Origin of the sequence: Marinobacter sp. es.042, assembly GCF_900188315.1 — a bacterium.
Taxonomy (GTDB): Bacteria; Pseudomonadota; Gammaproteobacteria; order Pseudomonadales; family Oleiphilaceae; genus Marinobacter.
This window is the reverse complement of the sequence record NZ_LT897781.1, coordinates 890,016-909,050: the sequence shown is the minus strand read 5'-3', so window position 1 is coordinate 909,050 and position 19,035 is coordinate 890,016. Positions and strand designations below refer to the sequence as shown.

Here is a 19,035-nt window from a genome sequence, read left to right as displayed (position 1 = left end):
GTTTCTTATGATCCGGGTTCTGATCGAACGCCATATTGCCGAAACCCTTGAAACAGCCTACGAAGAACGGTCTCGCAAGATTCTGCAGCAGGCTGTCAGTGCCCCCGGCTTCATTTCTGGCGAAACCCTGCTCGACAGCCACGACACCAATCACCGGATAACACTGGCGAACTGGCGCTCCGAAGCAGATTGGGATCGATGGTTTCACTCCGATGAGCGCCGTGAGCTCATGCTGGAGCTTATCCCCATGATGGACGAAGAAGAGCACATTACAGTGCTGGAGCAAAGCGCCTTTTAACCCGTCCGCTCGATGAAACAGGTTATTTCTTCCCTGTCATGGTAAAGGTGGCGGGCTTTAAGACGAAAACCGATACCCGCCTCTTTAAGGCCAGCAACGATAATGTCCCGGCAAATCAGCCACTCGTCATAGCGCTTTTTCATAGGCAACTTCAGATTGAAAACCGTGTAACGGCAAAGACCTTCACCTAGCCAGGTCACAGCCAGTTTTGCCGTTTTCCGGGGCTGATCCACGATGTCGCAGACCATCCAGTCGATGCCGCGCCTGGGCCGCCAACCATAGCCATCCGCCTCCACATGCACCACCTGCCCAGAGGCCATCAATTCGGGGTTCATTGGGCCGTTGTCCACTGCGGTTACCATCATCCCCTGACGCACAAGCTGCCAGGTCCATCCGCCCGGAGCGGCCCCAAGATCCGCGGCCTTCTTGCCACCACCAAGGTAGTCCAGCTCCAGTTCCGGAGGCAGAAAGACCTTCCAGGCCTCTTCGAGCTTGAGGGCAGAACGACTGGGCGCTGATGCCGGCAGCCGCAGGCGCGGGATGCCACCAACGTAACGTGCCCGGTTATCCGCCAGACTGAAACCGACAACCGCCGACGTAAAATCGGGGAGAAAAACCTCCAGGCGCGCCGGCGCAGGAGCATTCTGGTCAGCCTTCAGGAGGCCGGCTCCTCGCAAACCGCGGGAGAGCGGAGACACCCACTTTCGGGCAAAGTTTCCAAGGTCTCCATCCGCGTTGTTTTCCGGTAACCGGACTTCCAGCCGCGCACAACCCGGAAAACCGCGCCCAAGTCCACGGATTCCCTCGATAACGGCACCGACCCTGTCAGTCTCTGGCAGGCTGAATTGCCCGAGAACGACAATCCAGTCACGGACGAAGACCAGCTCCTCGAGAGGTAGACGAGCCATAACATCATCTGCAGTTTCCGGAGCTGCCGGGTAGAAGCGCACCAGACCCTGGTCTTTCAGGGGCTCGAAATACCCGAAAATTCCTCGCTCCGAGGCCGAATCGGTCATTTCACGGCCGGCTTCGGTTTCAAAGCCTGGCCGGCAAAACACAAGAATCTGTTCCATGCATTTCCTGAATCAGGGTCGGAGACCAACCCGTAAAAGTTGAAACTGTTTAACAGCTTAGATTGTCTTCTCTGGCTACACTTCCCGCTCTGATAACCGCGGGAAGCCATGAATGTCGTCCGTTTTGCGTTTGATTGCCATTCTCTGCCTTTTGCTGGCCCCTGCCCTGGCGCTGCCAGACACGGGTTCGGTGGCGTCAGACTGCCCTGTGCTCGAGGCCACCGATACTGCTGCCCGCGCTTCCCTGATGCAATACGTTTGCTATTACAGTGCGCCGCCGGGCGCGCCCGGACATGAAGCAAGGAATCCGGACCAGCTCCCCCAAAATATCAATTGGACCCCTGCAAACGGCCGGGACCTGGTATTCAGCCACACCAAATCCGTTTACTGGGTGCATCTGCACGTCAGAAACTCCGGCGCTGAGCGGGCCGCCTGGTACCTGAAACTCAACTACCCCCTGCTGGACGAGGTCACATTCTGGCAGGCGGGTAATGATACTACAGAGACACTGGTTACCGGAGATCAGCGGCCTTTCGTGTCCAGGGCGGTAGACTACCGGTACTTTCTGCTTCCGGTCACACTGGATGGCGGTGAAACCCGGTCCCTGACGATCCGGATCCACAGCAATGGCGCTCTGAACGTGCCGCTCAGCTTTGAAACCCCGGCGGAAGTCATTGCCCGCAGTAATCATCTGACACTGACCCACGGGCTATTCTACGGCGCGCTCCTGGTCTTTGCGGTCTTCAACCTGCTGCTGTTTTTCAGCTCCGGGACCGGCTATTACTTCTACAACGCGTTTTACCTGGCAGCACTCGGACTCTTTCTGTTCGCCATGGGCGGCTTCGCGAACCAGTACTTCTGGCCAGACAACCCGGGCTTTGCCAATACATCCATTCCCCTGTCTTTGTCCCTTTGCGCCCTGGCCATGATCCTTTTCGGCCGGTCCTTCCTGGAAGTAGACCGCGGAACCATCTCGGAAACGGTCCTCAAGGGGCAGGCCTGGTTCTGCATTGGCTTCCTGGCACTGACACTGATACTGCCCTACAACAAAACCATTCTGCTCAATACCGTTCTTGCACTGACGGTTATTTCAAGCCTGTTCATCATCGCAGCAGTTCGTTGGAAACAGGGGTATCAGCCGGCCATGTGGTATCTGCTGGCCTGGCTGATCATGCTCGTTGGTGGTCTGATCTATGCCCTGGCGGCTTTTGGCTATCTGCATGACTTCCTTGCACGTGAAGCGCTGATGCAATTCGCAGTGGGAGGGCAGGTGATCCTGCTGAACTATGCGATGGTGCAAAGATGGCGCCTGCTGAACCAGAAGCTTCTGGACGTGGAACATAATGCGAGGACAGAACTGGAATTCAAAGTGCATGAACGCACCGCGCAACTGCGGAACACCATGCGGGAACTGGAAAAGGCCAACCGGAAGCTATCGACTCTGAGCCTGAATGACGCCCTGACCGGCCTTTACAATCGAAGGCACCTCAACAACATATTCCCGGAATTGTGCGCCGAAGCGCGGCGAACGTCCCAGCCACTGACCCTGGCGCTGGTCGATGCCGACCATTTCAAGAACATTAACGACACCTGGGGCCATGGCTTTGGGGACAGCTGCCTTCAGTTCATCGCCGAAATGCTGACCCGGCACGTGAAACGCCCCCGGGATGTCGCCATCCGATTCGGTGGTGAGGAGTTTGCGTTACTGCTACCCGGAACCGATGCAAATGGAGCTTTGAATGTCTGTTCTGCACTGCTGCAAGACATCGCCAGGACGCCACTACTCTCCCCCGACGGCAACAAAGTGAGAATAACCCTCAGCGCAGGGATCGCATCACTCGACTCCGGCGAGACCCAGAACCAACTGTTCGAACGAGCCGATGAGGCCCTGTACCGTGCAAAAAGCAATGGCCGCAACCGCGCTGAGCTCTCTGAGGCTATCGGGGTGCAGTAGCGATGAGGTTCAAAGCCGCTCGTCCACAAAGATCCGTGTTTCCCGGGCAGCCGCCACAATCAGCTCCGCTTGGGTCTGTGGCTGGCTTTTCAGCGGCTGGAAATCGTGATTACCTCCTTCCAACCAGTGCAACCGGATTCCCTCCAATTCCTGCTCATGGCCAGCCATCTCGGACGGTTTCCCGAATGGATCCCTTGTCCCCTGAAGCACCAGCATAGGGCAGCTCACATCCTGGAAGTGCGCGGTACGCCAGCGGTCGGGTTTCCCGGGCGGATGGAAGGGATAACCAAAGCAGACGACACCATCAATACCTTTTCGACGGCTGGCCAGGATGCTGGCCATGCGTCCACCCATGGATTTGCCACCCACCAGTACCCTGCAGCCAGCTCCGCAATCTGATCGCACCTGGTCAACAACCCGTATAAAGCAGTCCAGCAACACGGGCTCTCTGTCGGGCGGCCGCTTCTTGCCATCCAGACGCCTTTTCTGCATATACGGGAACTCAAAACGGACCGTCGCAATGCCCTCAAGCTCCAGCGCTGCCGAAAGCTCCTCCATGAACGAAGAGTCAGCCGGCGCGCCCGCGCCATGAGCAAGAATCAATACGACTTCCGAGTGACTCACATAGCCTTTGGTCTTAATCAACTCCACAAAATTCACCTCATCCAGTTAAGCGACTATCATTGCATTCAGGCAACACATGTTCCCTACGCTGAAACAACTCCAATAACGGCACTGAAAAGGAAGCCATGTTGCTGATTTCGGCGCATTTGACGGATGTCGGGACTTGACCTGAGTCATTGCAAACAGCTAACCGTTTCTCCATACTTGCGCCCGCATATTTCCCCACTTTAAACCCATTGGTAAGGCTATGAGCACAGTAAATGCAAACCTGACATACAACTACAAGGTGGTAAGGCAGTTCACCATCATGACAGTGGTATGGGGTATTGTAGGTATGTCCCTGGGTGTGCTGATCGCAGCGCAGCTGGTCTGGCCATCCCTCAACCTCGACCTGCCCTTCACCCACTTCGGCCGCCTCCGGCCGCTGCATACCAACGCCGTCATATTTGGCTTTGGTGGAAGTGCCCTCTTCGCTACCTCCTATTACGTTGTGCAACGTACTTGCCAGGCCCGTCTGATTTCCGACGGTCTCGCAGCGTTCACTTTCTGGGGCTGGCAAGCGATCATTGTGTCGGCAGCCATCACACTGCCTCTTGGCCTTACCTCTACGAAGGAGTACGCAGAGCTTGAATGGCCTATCGATATTGCGATTGCCATTGTCTGGGTAACTTATGCTCTGGTCTTCTTTGGCACCATTACCAAACGCAGTACGCCGCATATTTACGTGGCTAACTGGTTTTATGGTGCCTTTATCATTACCGTTGCGGCTCTGCACATCGGCAACAACATGGCGCTGCCGGTCAGCGCCTTCAAGTCATACTCAGCTTACGCCGGTGTCACCGACGCCATGATGCAGTGGTGGTATGGCCACAACGCAGTTGGCTTCTTCCTCACCGCTGGCTTCCTTGGCATGATGTACTACTTCGTTCCCAAGCAAGCGAACCGCCCGGTTTACTCCTACCGACTGTCGATCGTCCACTTCTGGGCCCTGATCGCCACGTACGTTTGGGCCGGTGGCCACCACCTGCACTATTCTGCGCTGCCAGACTGGGCACAGACCGCGGGTATGGTAATGTCTTTGATTCTGCTTGCACCCTCCTGGGGCGGTATGATTAACGGCATGATGACCTTGTCCGGTGCTTGGCACAAACTGCGCACCGACCCGATTCTGCGCTTCCTGGTGGTTTCCCTGTCGTTCTACGGCATGTCCACTTTCGAAGGCCCGATGATGGCCATCAAGACTGTTAACGCGCTTTCCCACAACACCGACTGGACCATCGGCCATGTTCACTCCGGTGCTCTTGGTTGGGTCGCCATGATCAGTATCGGTGCAATTTATCACCTGGTTCCCAAGCTTTGGGGTGTTCAGGCGATGTATAGTACCGCTCTGATTAATGTTCATTTCTGGCTTTCCACTGTTGGTGTAGTGCTTTATATCGTCGCAATGTGGGTGAACGGCATCATGCAAGGCCTGATGTGGCGCGCTGTCAACGAAGACGGCACCCTGACATACAGCTTTGTTGAAGCCCTCGAGGCCTCCTATCCTGGTTACTTTGTTCGCTTCATCGGCGGAGCCATTTTCGTAAGCGGTATGCTCCTTATGGCTTATAACGTGTACATGACCGTTCGCCAGAAAGATGCGATTGCGCAGGACAACGCGGCAGCACAGCCGGCGTAACGGGAGAGAATCAGAATGAAACATGAAATTGTCGAAAAGAACCTTGGTCTGATGATCGTGCTGATCATCCTGACCATCAGTGGCGGCTTTCTGGCTGAAATAGTGCCCTTGTTCTTCCAGAAGAGCGTCAATGAGCCTATCGAGGGTCTAGAACCCCTCACAGCTGTCCAGCTCGAGGGCCGGGACATCTACATCCGTGAAGGCTGCCACGTTTGCCATACCCAGCAGATCCGCCCGTTCCGTGCGGAGACCGAGCGGTATGGCCATTACTCCGTTGCGGGCGAATTCGTCTATGACCGCCCGTTCCTGTGGGGTTCCAAGCGCACCGGTCCGGACCTTGCCCGTGTGGGCGGTCGCTACTCGGACGCCTGGCAACGCCAGCATCTCTATGATCCGCGCAGCGTGGTACCGGAATCCAATATGCCGGCATTCCCGTGGTTGTTCGAAAACAAGGTAGACCATACAAAGACTGCCGCGAAGATGGAGACACTGCAAACCCTTGGCGTGCCTTATACCGATGAGCAGATCGCAGATGCATCCGCTCAAGTTGAGGGCAAATTTGAAATCGAGGCTCTGGTCGCTTACCTGCAACAGTTGGGCACAGTGATTTCAGAAAGACGGTGAATTAATGGATATCAATGAGTTACGCGGAGTTCACACACTTCTGGTGATGGCAGCCTTCTTCGGCATCGTGTGGTGGGCATATAGTGCCCACCGCAAGAAAGCCAACGAGGAGGCCGCGCACTTGCCCTTCGACGATGACGACGTGGAAAAGCGTACGCTCGAACAGGAAAAAGCGGAGAAAAAACAATGAGTACCTTCTGGAGCATCTGGATCAGCGTGATCACGCTGGGTACTGTGTTTGGCTGCTGGTGGCTGCTTTGGGCGACCCGCAAAAGCCAGACGAGCGATACTGAAACTGACCGTACCATGGGTCATTCCTTCGATGGCATTGAGGAATATGACAACCCACTGCCCAAGTGGTGGTTCTACCTGTTCATCGCAACATGCGTATTCTCTCTGGGATACCTTGCGCTCTACCCTGGCCTCGGCAATTTCAAGGGCTTGCTGGGCTGGACGTCGACCGGCCAATGGGAAGCCGAGGTTGCAGAGGCTGAGGAAAAGTATGGGCCTATTTACGCTCAGTTCGGCCAGACTCCCGTACCCGAGTTGGCCGAAAACAGCGATGCGATGAAGATTGGGCAGCGACTGTTTGCCAACAACTGTGCGGTATGTCATGGCTCTGCAGCTCGCGGGCAAGTGGGCTTCCCCAACCTGACAGATGACGACTGGCTTTATGGTGGAACTCCCGAGGCCATTCTGAGTACGCTGCACAACGGTCGTATGGGCGCCATGCCCGCAATGGGAACAATGCCAAATATGACCAGCGAACAAGTTGACCAAGTGGTTAACTTCGTTCTCAGTTACAGTGGACGGGAAAAGGATGCCGAAGCAGCCAAAGCCGGAGAGCAGGTGTTTGCTCAGGCTTGCGTTGCTTGCCACGGCGCAGACGGCAAGGGCAATCACGCCATTGGCGCCCCGAACCTGACAGACAATATCTGGCTCTATGGTTCTAACTATGAGTGGATCAAGGAAACTGTCGTGAACGGTCGTCAGAATATGATGCCCGCTCAGGATCGCCTGCTTTCGGACGATCAAATTCAGATTCTGGCGGCTTACGTTTACAGCCTCTCGAACTGAGTCGGCCGGCCGGGGCTCGCCCCCGGCTCGGTCTTTTCAACCCTGTGCCTGCCCTTGCGGGCACAGGCTTGAAAAGATCAGCAGCCACAAGGACTGTTGCCCCGCATTACCATTTCCCTGGAGGTAACGATGAGCAGTGAGATTCCGGTCAAACAGGTTGACCCATCCTCTGACCCCTCCGACAACAACAATAAATCCGGAACCGTCGATCTATACGCAAGTCGTAAGAAAATTTACGTCAAGGAAGTCTCAGGCTTTTTCCAGCGCATCCGGAACGTCAGCCTGACGTTGCTGATGGGTATGTACTTTGTCTTTGTCTGGTTTACCCTGGACGGACAACCGTTGATCCATTTTGACCTTCCTGCCCGTGAGTTCCATTTATACGGCGCAACGTTCTATCCAAAAGATTTCATCCTTCTCTCGGGAATGCTGATAATCTGCGCCTTCGGACTGTTTTTCATTACCACCCTCTTCGGCCGGGTCTGGTGCGGCTATACCTGCCCCCAGACCGTCTGGACCTTCATCTTTATGTGGGTTGAAGAACGGATCGAGGGGAGTCGAAACAAGCGCATGAAGCTGGACAAGGCCCCGCGATCCACGGAAAAGGTGGTCAAAAAGTCGGCCAAGCATGTGGTGTGGCTGCTGATCGCGTTGGCCACTGGCCTGACTTTCGTCGGCTATTTTTATCCTATTCGCGAATTGATTACGGATCTATTCACCCTCCAGGCCAATGGCTGGGCCTACTTCTGGGTTGCCTTTTTCACCGTAGCGACCTACCTGAATGCCGGCTGGATGCGTGAGCAGGTTTGTCTCTACATGTGCCCTTATGCCCGCTTCCAGTCGGTCATGTTCGATCCGAATACCCGTGTGGTCTCCTATGATCCCAACCGCGGCGAGCCCCGGGGCGGACGAAAAAAAGGTCTGGATCCTGCGGAAGCCGGCCTAGGTGACTGTATCGATTGCGGTCAGTGCGTGCAGGTCTGTCCAACCGGAATTGATATCAGAGACGGTCTACAGTACGAGTGTATTGGCTGTGCCCTCTGCATTGATGCCTGTGATGAGATCATGGACAAAATGAATTACCCCAGGGGCCTGATCCGCTACACCACAGAAAATGAGCTGGAGGGCAAAACCTCGAAGCTCCTACGGCCCAGAACCTTTGGTTACGGCGCCGTGCTGTCGTTGATGATTGCTGGAATTATATTCACAATTGCCACTCGTGTACCTGCCCAGATGGATGCTCTGCGTGATCGCGGCGCGCTGTTCAGCTTCAATGGTGAGGGTCGTATCGAGAACTCCTACACTCTCAAAATCGCCAACATGACAGAGGTTCCTCAAACCTTCTCCCTGTCGGTAAGCGGGCTGGAGGGAATTCGTATCCTGACTGACAACTCGGTAATCGTAGAGAGTGGCGAGAACCGTTCTCTGCCGACTGTTGTCGATGTGCCGCCGGAATCCATTACCGAATCCAATAACGACATTGTGTTCAGGGCTCAATCAGAGTCAGATTCTTCACTGAGCCTGGAAACCGAAAGTCGATTCGTCGGTCCAACGCGCTGATCACCGATCGCGTGCGCATCCGAACGTTTAAACGAGATAGAGATATATGACTACTGAAACTCCCGTTGCACCCTGGTATCGCCAGCCCTGGTTCTGGTTCCTCCTGATTTTCCCGGGTGCGTCCATCATTTATTGCGCCGTTGCGATTACCATCGCTATCAGCACAGAAAACTCAATGGTGACAGACGACTGGTCCAAGGAAGGCCGTGGGATCAACATGTCCATTGCGAGGGACCAGAAGGCCGCGGACCTTGGCATGGAAGCGCAGATTGAATTTCAGAACCGAAACGTCACGGTCAACCTGAATACCGTGGAAGGTCCGGCGGACTTCCCGTATCTGATTCTCAACCTGTTCCATCCAACGCTCTCGGACAAAGACCGCACTGTCCAGTTCCAGCAGATCGCACCAGGCCGGTTTGCCGGAAAACTTCACAGCGACATCGACGGTCGCTGGTACTATGACCTCAGGGGTCCGGCCAATGAGTGGCGCCTTAAAGGTGAAACCTGGTTACCTTCTGAAAGCGGCATTACCATAAAGGCCGGGGAGTCTGCCCAAGGTTGACGCACCTGGATTGCTTCCACTGCGGTGAGCCGGCTGACGGTGAGCCGCCCATTACTCTCGAGCTTGATGGCACAACCCACCACTTCTGCTGCCAGGGCTGCAAAGCGGTTTGCCAGACGATTCACAGCGAGGGTCTGACCGGTTTTTACGATTTCCGGACTGCGCCGGCAGTTACGCCAAAGCAAGTGACCAAAGCTGAAGTAAACCGCCTGAGGGAACTGGACCACCCCCTGGTTCAGGAGTCCTTTGTAGCGCCCGTCAAAGGCGCACAGGAAGCCCAGTTGCTGATTGGCGGCATCACCTGCGCTGCCTGTATCTGGCTGCTTGAAAATCACATGAAGCAGCAAACTGGTGTTGTATCTTTTTCAGTGAATCACACCACACAGCGTGCCCGCCTGGTCTGGTCCCAGGATCAGGCGCCGCTGAGCGACCTTCTGATTGCCATCCATGAGCTTGGCTATACGGCTCGCCCCTACCAGGCAGACGAGGCAGAACAGGCCCTTAAGGCGGAACACCGTTCCATGCTGATCAGGGTCGCCATCGCGGGCATAGGCTCTTTCCAGAGCATGATGCTGGCGTTTCCACTCTATTTCGAACTGGTCAGCGAGCTTTCGCCGGAGTTCGTCAGCTTCTTCCGCTGGTTCAGCCTTCTGGTGGCTACTCCCGTGGTTCTCTACAGCGCCGCCCCCTTTTTCCGGAACGCTCGCCGTGACATCCAGAGCCGGCACCTGACTATGGATGTGCCGGTTGCCATTGCAATCGGACTGGCCTACCTCGCCAGTGCCTGGGTAACGATAGTTGGCGGGGACGAAGTCTACTTCGAGTCCGTGTGCATGTTTACATTCTTCCTGCTGCTGGGTCGTTATATTGAAGTGCAGGCCCGCTACCGTGCCGGCCTGACCGGAAACGCCCTTGCGGGGTTCCAGCCGACCGTTGCCACACTGGTGAGCGGTGACGATACGGACATGGTCCCGGCGCATCAGATTCGCCCGGGAGATATCGTTCGGGTTCGACCCGGTGAAACTCTGCCAGTGGATGGAGAAATCGTGCGGGGCGAGTCCACCCTGAACGAGGCGGCGTTGACGGGAGAGTATCTACCCGAAACCCGTTACCCCGGGGATACGGTTCATGCCGGCAGTGTGAACGGAGAGAATCCGCTCGATGTCAGGGTAGTCAAAGCCGGTGCCCAGACTCGGCTTTCAGGCATTCTGCGAGTACTGGACAGGGTACAGTCGGAAAAACCCCGCGTGGCAATGATGGCGGACCGGATGGCCGGCAAATTCGTCGGGCGGGTGCTGATTCTGGCACCGGTCGTCTGGATCGGCTGGTGGCTGGCCGGTGCCGACAATGCCTTCGACATCACGCTCTCCGTTCTGGTGGTCACTTGCCCCTGTGCGCTATCCCTGGCCACCCCGACAGCAATCACGTCGGCCACTGTCAGGCTTAGACGCCTTGGCTTCCTCCCGACGCGGGGGCATACCCTGGAATCAATGAACACGATTGATACAGTGGTCTTCGATAAAACCGGAACACTGACCCGGGGCGAGCTCAGCCTGACCGGCACCACCATCGTTGGCAGCATGGATGAGCAAACCTGCCTCAAGCTTGCGGCGGGCCTCGAGAAGTACTCTGAGCACCCTATCGCCAGAGTGTTCCACCGGCGAACCACTGCTTCGGTCGAATATGTGGAAAACCATGTTGGCGGCGGGCTTTCAGGCCGATTGGGGGACCTGCAACTTTTCATTGGCCACAAGGGGTTTGTCGAACAACATACCACTGAGCCAGCGCCACATGCCGACCAGCATCAGGGCATGGAAATCTGGCTTGCCTCTGACAGCGAATGGCTCGCCTGTTTCAGACTCGACGACCAGCCTCGTGAAGATGCCCGGGCAGCCGTCAAAGCCCTGCAGGATTCGGGCATCCGTACGCTGCTCCTCAGTGGCGACCGTTCTGGCCATGTTAACCAGGTAGCAGGGATGCTGGGAATTGACGAGGCCATTGGGCAAGCCTCGCCAGAAGATAAACTGGCCGTACTTGAAAAGCTGCAAGCCGAAGGCCGGCACATCATGATGGTGGGTGACGGTTTGAACGATCTGCCTTCTATGGCTGGCGCTGGAATTTCTGTGGCCATGGGCACAGCTGCCGATCTGACCCAGCTGAAAGCCGATGCGGTTCTGATGAATGGTCAATTACTGCAATTGGTTGAAGCCCTTAAAACCAGTCGCCAGACCCGGCGTATCATCCGCCAGAATCTATGGTGGGCGCTCATATACAATGTGCTGGCGCTCCCGCTGGCTGCGGCCGGCATGGTTCCACCCTGGCTGGCGGCCATTGGTATGTCTCTAAGTTCTCTGGTGGTCGTTCTGAACGCCCTGCGGCTCGGCAAGTCGCCGAACCGGAAGAGTCAGCACAATCCCGCGGTTGGCGCACCGGCGTTGTCCTGATACCGTAACCAAATACTTTTTTTGCGAGGTTACACCGTGCAAATCGTCATGTTTTTGGTCCCGCTGATGCTCATGCTTGTTGCGCTTGGCATTGTGCTGTTTGCATGGTCGGTCAAGAACGGTCAGTACGATGATCTAGAAGGCCCGGCACATAGGATACTGTACGACGACGACAAGGACATGATTCCGGACGACGCTCGCACCGACAAACCGGCCTCAGAGCAACAAACCTCTGAGCAAGTAGCCGAAGTCAGCCAAGCCGCTAATCCGGATGAGGATAAGTCCCAAAAAGGATGAATCCGGAACTCTACCTCAGTTACCCGAGCGCCTTCCTGATTGGACTGCTGGGCAGTACACACTGCCTTGGCATGTGCGGCGGCATCAGCGCTTCCCTCTCAATGGCACTGCCTGTAGGCCGGGGTTTCCGGCTACGACAGACGGTCATGCTGCTGGCATTCAACTTTGGGCGCATCGGTAGCTATGTGCTGATCGCCACACTGGTCGCGCTGGCCAGTACCACGGCGGCCAGTCATTGGAGCACGGCCGGTCTTGTGCTTCGCAGCCTGGCCGGGGTTTTGCTGATCTTCATGGGATTATCCATGGGGCAATGGTGGCAGGGTATTCGTTACGTCGAACGGGTCGGCGCTCCAGTCTGGGCTCGTCTCTCTCCCCTGACCCGTCGCTTCCTGCCGGTAAATCACGGGGGACAGGCGCTTGCCCTCGGAGCACTCTGGGGCTGGCTGCCCTGCGGGCTGGTTTACAGCACTCTCGGATGGGCAGCGCTACAACCGACGGTGGGCTCGGCCGCACTAACCATGTTGTTTTTCGGGCTTGGTACCCTTCCTTCCATGCTCGCAACAGGTTTTGCGGCCAACTGGATCCGAGGCTTGCAAAGCCACCAGTTGTTCCGGAAGGTCACCGGTGGGCTGCTTATCCTCTTCGGGCTATGGACCCTGCCTTTCCTGCATCCGTTCTAGCTACCTAGATATTCAACACGTCCAGGCGCCCGAAGTCAGTAGTGGCCTCAGGTTCGGCAGTGTGAACGGCCGGGCGTTTACCGCCGAGGCGCTTTCCTTCCCGAAAATCGTAGAGGTTGGTATCAGCCAGGTGCGACGGCTCCACATTGCAAATGGCCCGGAACATGGTCTCCAACCGGCCGGGGTGTTGCTTGTCCCAGCTCTGGAACATGTCCTTGATAACCTGGCGCTGCAAATTCTCCTGCGAACCACACAGGTTGCAGGGAATGATGGGGAACTCTCTCAGACCGGCGTAGCGGGCGATATCCTTTTCGCGGCTGTAAGCCAGCGGCCGGATGACCGTATTGCGGCCATCATCACTGTGCAGAACTGGCGGCATTGACTTCAGTTTGCCGCCATAGAACATGTTCAGGAACAGGGTTTCCAGCAGATCGTCCCTATGGTGACCGAGCGCAATCTTGGTTACTCCGTGCTCTTCGGCGAAATTATAGAGAATTCCGCGACGTAGCCGGCTACACAGACCGCAGGTAGTCTTCCCTTCGGGGACTTTTTCCTTAACAATACTGTAAGTGTCCTTTTCGATGATGTGGTACTCGATACCCATGGAGGACAGGTATTCGGGCAACACCTCTTCCGGGAAACCGGGCTGTTTCTGATCAAGGTTGACGGCAATCAGCTCGAACGAGACAGGCGCGCTCTTCTGCAGGTAAAGCAGGATATCGAGCATGGCGTAAGAGTCTTTTCCGCCGCTGAGGCAGCACATGACTTTGTCACCGGCCTCAATCATCGAAAAATCGGCAATCGCCTGCCCGACTTCGCGGCGCAGACGTTTCTGCAGCTTGTTCAACTCCAGCTTCTGGCGGCGCTCCCGCTCTGAGTTGAGGGATTGTTCGGCACTGGCGATCATTGCTTCGGACATACCAACTACGTTCACAGGTCAAATGGACGTAGGATTATACGCGTCACATGGATTCAGGGACAGGATACCAACATGGATACGTTGCAATCGAGTGAAGAAGCCGCTGGTAAACGGGAACAGAACCGCATCCGGAACCGGAGGGCTATCCTTCTCGCGGCGAGGGAATGTTTTCGCGAGCGGGGATATGAAAAGTCGACCATCCGCGACATCGTCCGCCGCACCGGTCTTGCCGCCGGTACCTTCTACAATTATTTCTCCAGCAAGCAGGACATCTTCGCCGCCCTGCTCACTGACTTCCTGACCAACCTGAATAACAACCTCACGCGCCATCGGCGCGCTGCGGACACCACAGAAGATTTTATCCACTACGCTTACATGGCTTTATTCACTGCGACCGCCCGGGACCCACTGGTTTACGAGCTCGCGCACCGAAATGATCGAGCGCTACGGGAGCTGTTCGGTTCGGATATTATCGGTCTGACCATGCTGTCCCTGGAAGACGATGTTCGCGAGGCGATGGCGCGGGGACTGCTTCCGCGGATCGATCATGAATACCTGTGTGCCGCTTTCTTCGGCGTCGCCTATGAGACCAGCCTGACGCTTGCCAGGCGGGCCCACAGGAACCCGGATTCAGCGGAAGCTGAAGCGTTGACGGCAACCCGATTCTCGACCGCCCTGTTCATGGGCGGGCTTCCGCGGCTGGCTGCACTTCCCTGATGGCCGGGAGTACCCTACCATGGACTTCATGACCGAAAGCCAAGCCCCGATCAAAACGCCTTACCCTGGAGCGGTGAACGAAGATGACTGCCTGGAGCAGCAGATTCAACACCTGCTGGTGGCTGTTGAGCATGAAATCCGGTCAACACCGGCAGGCATGAATGAGTTGTCGCTGATCAAGGCGCTCCAGGGGCAACCGTGGGACTTGCTTGGAGACGTTGTTTTCAGCGAACCCGAAAAACTCTACCCGGTTCATTTTCTGCTGTTCCACGTACTCTACCGTCTTCGGGACCAGTTGTCCGAGGCCGGCGAAAGCCTCCAGATATCGCCTCTCAATATACGCATCGAAAAGCAGAGTGTTGTCAGTGGCGAGGGCGTTCCGGATAGTGTCGACACGCTTCGTCAATTCTATCTGGATCTCTCCCAATACCGTCTGCCGAAGGAAGCGATCCAACGGATGATGAATGATTTCTGGGCCGGTGCGCCCGGGCAGGCACCGGCACAGGCCGAAACACGGGAGGCAGCGGAAATACTGGGCTTCCAGGCTGTCCCTTCTGATTTCCCGACCGTCAAGAAGCGTTTCCGCCGGGCGGTTATGAACGCCCACCCGGATCGCGGAGGCAAGACCGAAACCATTCAGGATCTGAATCAGGCCTTTGCCATACTCAAAGCACACTTCCGTCACAACATCTGACCGGCCGGTTTGATCGCGCCGGAGCGAAGAAACACAGGAGACGATATGCCGCTTAAAGCATTCCTGAAAATTACCCTGGCTGTCGCAGTTATGTCGACCGCAACATCGGCCCGGGCAGACCTCGTTGTCCTGCAGTATCATCATGTCAGTGATTCAACGCCGCCCGCGACCAGCACGTCTGTATCCCTGTTCGAGGGCCAGCTGGACATGATCTCGGATCTGGAGCTGGACGTTGTGGATCTACAGGAAGGCACCGAAACAACGCTGGCCGGTACCGATGAACAAGGTAATCGCATCGCCATTACCTTCGATGACGCCTACGACTCCGTCTACCACGCGGCGGCACCGCTGCTGGCCGAAAAGGCCTACCCCTACACGATTTTTGTAAATACAGAAGCCGTTGGCCGAACCGGCTACATGACCTGGGATCAGATTCGGGAGTTGGCCGAACGTCCGGGCGTAACGATTGCCAACCACAGCGCTGACCATGGGCATCTTGCCCGTAAACCGAATGAAAGTCAGAGTGACTGGCAAGCCAGGGTTACCAGCAGTCTTGACTCAGCCCAGGAGACCCTCTCAAGGGAATTGAAGGCGCCTGCACCCATGTTTGCGTACCCTTATGGCGAGTTTGACGAAGCACTGGAGCGCAAAGTGGCTGAGCGAGGCTGGTACGGTTTTGGCCAGCAATCCGGCGCCATCGGCCAACAAACCGAGAAAACCCGATTGCCGCGTTTTCCAATGGCGAACGCCTACGGCCAGTTGGGAAGCCTTGAGAACAAACTTCACAGCAAAGCCTTCCCTGTTGATACCGGCAAGCTGCCGGACGGGGTGATTTCGGAGAATCCGCCGACCCTGGTTTTCCCGCTGGTTGAACCCATTGATGCCAACAGGTTGACCTGCTTTGCCTCCGGCCAGGGACGTATCGACTTTGACGTGACTGATGGCAATGTGGCGGTAGAGGCCCCTAAAGCCTTCAATAGCCGGAGATTCCGTTACAACTGCACCCACCCTGCAAGCGATGGCAGCTACTACTGGCTGTCGCAACAATGGCTGGATCTAAGCAAGCCGGAGGACTGAAACCTCATTCCTCCACCTGCATCAGGCCGATTTCACCGTGCCTGATGTGGGGGATTTTGCGGGGGCCGGCGCGGGTCTCGATAACAGTCTGACCGTTCAGGTCTTCATCTCGTGTAAACAGGACCAGCCAACGCTCGTCCTGGCCCGGGAAAGCGGGCACCCATGCTTCCAGGTAACCGCGCCGATGCCAGTTCTCCGGGGTAAAATCCATCAACAGGTCTGTTACCAGTCTCAACGGTGCCATCGACTCATCGAGAAACACCAGCGAGGGCACGAACACGCCGTCTTTGGCATAGGAGCGCAGGCGGATGACCAGACTGCGATGCGTGCCCGCGTCCGGGAGTTCAATCAGTTGATAGGGGCTGGTGCCGGTGAGAAACGGATGGGTTGCTGAGTCGTCAGAGAGGGAAATGCCGAATTCCCTTCCCGATTGCCAGCTTTGCCGATCAGTGACGTCCATGGATTCACAACAGCTCGCTGAAAACCGGGCAAAAAAGTCATCGGTTTTAGCTTCAATACCCAGTATCGCGAAGGCGTCCGGATCATAACCCTCTACGGGAGCTGCGCCCGCTACACCGGGGCCTGTCTGGTAAACGCTGGCCTCAGTGATCTGAACAGGCGGTTCAATCAGCCCTTTCTCAAGGTCAGAGCGGGTATCCGGTCGGTAATAACTAACGCGAACATTGCCCTCGGCGTCGCGCCAGGTGAAATAGGGCTGCCGCTCTCCCGGCCGAACGTAACCGTCTTTTGCAAGTGCTCCGGCATCCGGATAGTTTTCAAGCGTGTACTCGGTTTCTTCTTTCAGCCCTGTCTCGGGGCTCGCGTCACTCTCTGAGCGGGCCGGTCCCTCAGCGAACGCTTGATCACGGGGTGCCTCAGCATGGTCACCCGTCCCCCTGGTTGAAGTCTCAACGATCGGCGAATATCGAACCCTGCCCTGCTCGTCTACCCAGGTAAAATAGCCTTCCCGTTCCGTGATCGTGGAGCCCCCTATCTGGCAGCCTCCGAGCAAGGCGGCCAGGAAAAGGCAGGAAGCGGTTTTCAATGGCGAAGCGTTCATCACTGCAAATGACTACCTTCAGGTTAATGGCTCCACTCAAAACCGGGTCCGGAAACTCAAGCCAGCCATAACAACCCGAAGCGATGTCTTGATATCGAGCCCCGCATACGGGTTATAAATAATGTTGGTGATGTTGTCGCAGTTTACGTTACAGCTGGTGTCCGCGGGAATCGACTCTACCGAGTGCAGGTAGCTGAGATTCATGTCAATTTGAGTGTCCTTGTCCCACTGGTACCCCATACCGATGCTGTACAGATTTGCCCCACCGAACGGCGCCATTACCTGTCGCTGATCATCCGGGATAACGGAATCCCGGATTTCCACACCTGCACGCAGGTCCAGACGGGAAGACGCATGAAACTCCATGCCAAACGCCCAGTTCCACTGGCTCTTGAAACCCAGCGGCAACCTCAGGGTATTCGACGTGGCATTGTCAGGTGACAGGATCCGGGCCGCATTGAGGAACTCCAGGTTGCGGTCGAACCGGAAAACGAAGGCATCCCACTGTTCGTAATCGGTCCAGCCGATGTCAGCGTTGAGGGTCAGCTTTGGATGCACATCAACGCTGATGCCGGTCTGGAAATGCTGGGGGTAAACCAGATCCATACTGACATTGCCGGATTCCTTGGGCGCACCGGAAGGCAGACTCAGGATTGCCGAGGTGATAGCACCCAGCACGGATCCGTTGACGCTCTGCCAGAAGCCTGACCAGTCGTCGGTGTACTGAATCTCGAAGGTGCCCTTCATGTTCATTTCGGCTTCTGAGGTGTAGCTTGCGCCCCAGCTGAACCAGTCCGTCGGCTCCCACATGACACCCAGCGCATAGGTGGGGGACAGGGTTTCCTGAACGTTGATACTCAGAGCACCGATATCATCCCAGGGGCCGACGTTACCGCCGCAAAGCGCCAGCCAGGGCTGGAGGGGCTCGTCGCCGCTTTCACAGTTGAAGGCGTCCTGAAGCACTTCCGCGACACCCAACAGCAGGTTGGGCGCGCGCATGTATTGGTCTGCTGCGATACCCATATGGGACAGGTGAATACCCACACCCACGGACCAATCGTCGTTGATCTCGTAACCAACCGTGGGTGAAAGATAAGTCGTACGTTGCAGCGCCGTGGCCTGAGGCTGGTAACGGCCAGGGTCGTCCTTGTCGCGATAAAAGCCGGCCGCCAGCGGCAGGTAGAACGCATTGCCAAAGGTCAGTTTCGAGCCCGGCGGGTTGATACTGATCCCCGCCGAAGGGGCCAGGGCCGGCCCTGGAGGCGCGCGAAGAATACCGTATCCGGGCAAATACAGGGCCACGTTGTTGGTGTGGCTGTGAGTATTGGCAACAGGGTCCCGTTGCTTTCCGGTCAGCGGATCCGTTTCGAGGCCGTCGATACCAAAAATTTCATACCCTTCCGGCGCTGTGAAGTCCGCGTCAATGTCGAGATAGACGCTCATCAAGTTCACTTCCAGCTGGCGCCCGTCCAGTTTGGTCAGGCCCGCAGGGTTGTAGTGAATCGCCATGATCCCTGGCGGATCGGCAGTCACGGCATTGCCGAGCGCCAGCGCCTTGGGGTGAATGGTCAGGTTCTGCGCCAGCTGGGCCTGGGCACCACACGATAGGGTCGTGGCAATCAGCGCCGCGAGAATCTGACGGTTGTGGATTTTCTGTCCCATGAAGTTCTTCCCTTCCCGTAGATCGTCAACAACAC

Annotated in this window: 19 protein-coding genes; 14 read left to right on the top strand and 5 right to left on the bottom strand. The window is 56.5% G+C overall.

All coding sequences use genetic code 11. From position 1 onward, the window contains the following. Window positions 1–7 precede the first annotated feature (7 nt). Window positions 8–298, top strand: a complete 291-nt coding sequence (locus tag CFB02_RS04375) for an antibiotic biosynthesis monooxygenase family protein (RefSeq protein ID WP_088557025.1) — start codon at window positions 8–10, stop codon at window positions 296–298. Here the strand turns inward: CFB02_RS04375 and rlmM are convergent. Continuing rightward, window positions 295–1,371: a 23S rRNA (cytidine(2498)-2'-O)-methyltransferase RlmM gene (gene rlmM, locus CFB02_RS04370; protein WP_088557024.1), complete on the bottom strand. Its 1,077-nt coding sequence runs from the start codon at window positions 1,369–1,371 to the stop codon at window positions 295–297. The two genes, CFB02_RS04375 and rlmM, sit on opposite strands and share 4 nt — an antisense overlap. A 112-nt stretch (window positions 1,372–1,483) precedes the next feature. Here rlmM and CFB02_RS04365 point away from each other — a divergent pair, with 112 nt between their 5' ends. Continuing rightward, window positions 1,484–3,325 (top strand): diguanylate cyclase, encoded by a 1,842-nt coding sequence (locus CFB02_RS04365; RefSeq protein ID WP_088557023.1) that lies wholly within the window; start codon window positions 1,484–1,486, stop codon window positions 3,323–3,325. A gap of 9 nt (window positions 3,326–3,334) precedes the next feature. On the opposite strand, the gene CFB02_RS04360 is transcribed toward CFB02_RS04365, so the two are convergent. Continuing rightward, window positions 3,335–3,976, bottom strand: a complete 642-nt coding sequence (locus CFB02_RS04360; RefSeq protein WP_088559161.1) for an alpha/beta family hydrolase — start codon at window positions 3,974–3,976, stop codon at window positions 3,335–3,337. 220 nt (window positions 3,977–4,196) lie between these two features. On the opposite strand from CFB02_RS04360, the gene ccoN reads away from it, so the two are divergent. The 9 genes from ccoN to CFB02_RS04315 all read left to right on the top strand — a co-directional run bounded on the left by ccoN (window position 4,197) and on the right by CFB02_RS04315 (window position 12,871). Then, window positions 4,197–5,627, top strand: coding sequence for a cytochrome-c oxidase, cbb3-type subunit I (gene ccoN / locus CFB02_RS04355; protein ID WP_088557022.1), 1,431 nt, complete (start codon window positions 4,197–4,199; stop codon window positions 5,625–5,627). A gap of 15 nt (window positions 5,628–5,642) precedes the next feature. Further along, on the top strand, window positions 5,643–6,251 hold the full coding sequence (ccoO, locus tag CFB02_RS04350; protein WP_088557021.1) for a cytochrome-c oxidase, cbb3-type subunit II: 609 nt from the start codon (window positions 5,643–5,645) through the stop codon (window positions 6,249–6,251). A gap of 4 nt (window positions 6,252–6,255) precedes the next feature. Continuing rightward, window positions 6,256–6,441: a cbb3-type cytochrome oxidase subunit 3 gene (locus tag CFB02_RS04345; protein WP_088557020.1), complete on the top strand. Its 186-nt coding sequence runs from the start codon at window positions 6,256–6,258 to the stop codon at window positions 6,439–6,441. Beyond that, entirely contained in the window at window positions 6,438–7,328 is an 891-nt protein-coding gene (gene ccoP, locus CFB02_RS04340) for a cytochrome-c oxidase, cbb3-type subunit III (RefSeq protein WP_088557019.1), read from the top strand. The genes CFB02_RS04345 and ccoP overlap by 4 nt, the downstream gene beginning before the upstream one ends. 129 nt (window positions 7,329–7,457) lie before the next feature. Beyond that, window positions 7,458–8,888: a cytochrome c oxidase accessory protein CcoG gene (gene ccoG / locus CFB02_RS04335; RefSeq protein WP_088557018.1), complete on the top strand. Its 1,431-nt coding sequence runs from the start codon at window positions 7,458–7,460 to the stop codon at window positions 8,886–8,888. Between the two features lie 46 nt (window positions 8,889–8,934). Continuing rightward, entirely contained in the window at window positions 8,935–9,450 is a 516-nt protein-coding gene (locus tag CFB02_RS04330) for a FixH family protein (RefSeq protein WP_088557017.1), read from the top strand. Then, window positions 9,447–11,894: a heavy metal translocating P-type ATPase gene (locus CFB02_RS04325; RefSeq protein WP_088557016.1), complete on the top strand. Its 2,448-nt coding sequence runs from the start codon at window positions 9,447–9,449 to the stop codon at window positions 11,892–11,894. The genes CFB02_RS04330 and CFB02_RS04325 overlap by 4 nt, the downstream gene beginning before the upstream one ends. Window positions 11,895–11,930: 36 nt before the next feature. Continuing rightward, on the top strand, window positions 11,931–12,191 hold the full coding sequence (gene ccoS / locus CFB02_RS04320; protein WP_088557015.1) for a cbb3-type cytochrome oxidase assembly protein CcoS: 261 nt from the start codon (window positions 11,931–11,933) through the stop codon (window positions 12,189–12,191). Then, window positions 12,188–12,871: a sulfite exporter TauE/SafE family protein gene (locus CFB02_RS04315; RefSeq protein WP_088557014.1), complete on the top strand. Its 684-nt coding sequence runs from the start codon at window positions 12,188–12,190 to the stop codon at window positions 12,869–12,871. Before ccoS ends, CFB02_RS04315 begins: the two co-directional genes overlap by 4 nt. A gap of 4 nt (window positions 12,872–12,875) precedes the next feature. Here the strand turns inward: CFB02_RS04315 and ttcA are convergent, their stop codons facing one another. Further along, window positions 12,876–13,790, bottom strand: coding sequence for a tRNA 2-thiocytidine(32) synthetase TtcA (gene ttcA, locus CFB02_RS04310; protein ID WP_088557013.1), 915 nt, complete (start codon window positions 13,788–13,790; stop codon window positions 12,876–12,878). A 72-nt stretch (window positions 13,791–13,862) separates the two neighbouring features. Here ttcA and CFB02_RS04305 point away from each other — a divergent pair, with 72 nt between their 5' ends. Genes CFB02_RS04305 through CFB02_RS04295 form a run of 3 tightly spaced genes read left to right on the top strand, consistent with a single transcriptional unit; the run spans window position 13,863 to window position 16,278 of the window. Next, window positions 13,863–14,507, top strand: coding sequence for a TetR/AcrR family transcriptional regulator (locus CFB02_RS04305; RefSeq protein ID WP_088557012.1), 645 nt, complete (start codon window positions 13,863–13,865; stop codon window positions 14,505–14,507). A gap of 28 nt (window positions 14,508–14,535) precedes the next feature. Beyond that, window positions 14,536–15,201: a DNA-J related domain-containing protein gene (locus tag CFB02_RS04300; RefSeq protein WP_172835853.1), complete on the top strand. Its 666-nt coding sequence runs from the start codon at window positions 14,536–14,538 to the stop codon at window positions 15,199–15,201. A gap of 45 nt (window positions 15,202–15,246) precedes the next feature. Continuing rightward, complete coding sequence (locus CFB02_RS04295) at window positions 15,247–16,278, top strand: polysaccharide deacetylase family protein (RefSeq protein WP_088557010.1); 1,032 nt, start codon at window positions 15,247–15,249, stop codon at window positions 16,276–16,278. Between the two features lie 4 nt (window positions 16,279–16,282). On the opposite strand, the gene CFB02_RS04290 is transcribed toward CFB02_RS04295, so the two are convergent. Next, window positions 16,283–17,338, bottom strand: coding sequence for a MalM family protein (locus CFB02_RS04290; RefSeq protein WP_088557009.1), 1,056 nt, complete (start codon window positions 17,336–17,338; stop codon window positions 16,283–16,285). A 36-nt stretch (window positions 17,339–17,374) separates the two neighbouring features. Beyond that, complete coding sequence (locus CFB02_RS04285) at window positions 17,375–19,000, bottom strand: OmpP1/FadL family transporter (protein WP_088557008.1); 1,626 nt, start codon at window positions 18,998–19,000, stop codon at window positions 17,375–17,377. Window positions 19,001–19,035: the final 35 nt, after the last annotated feature.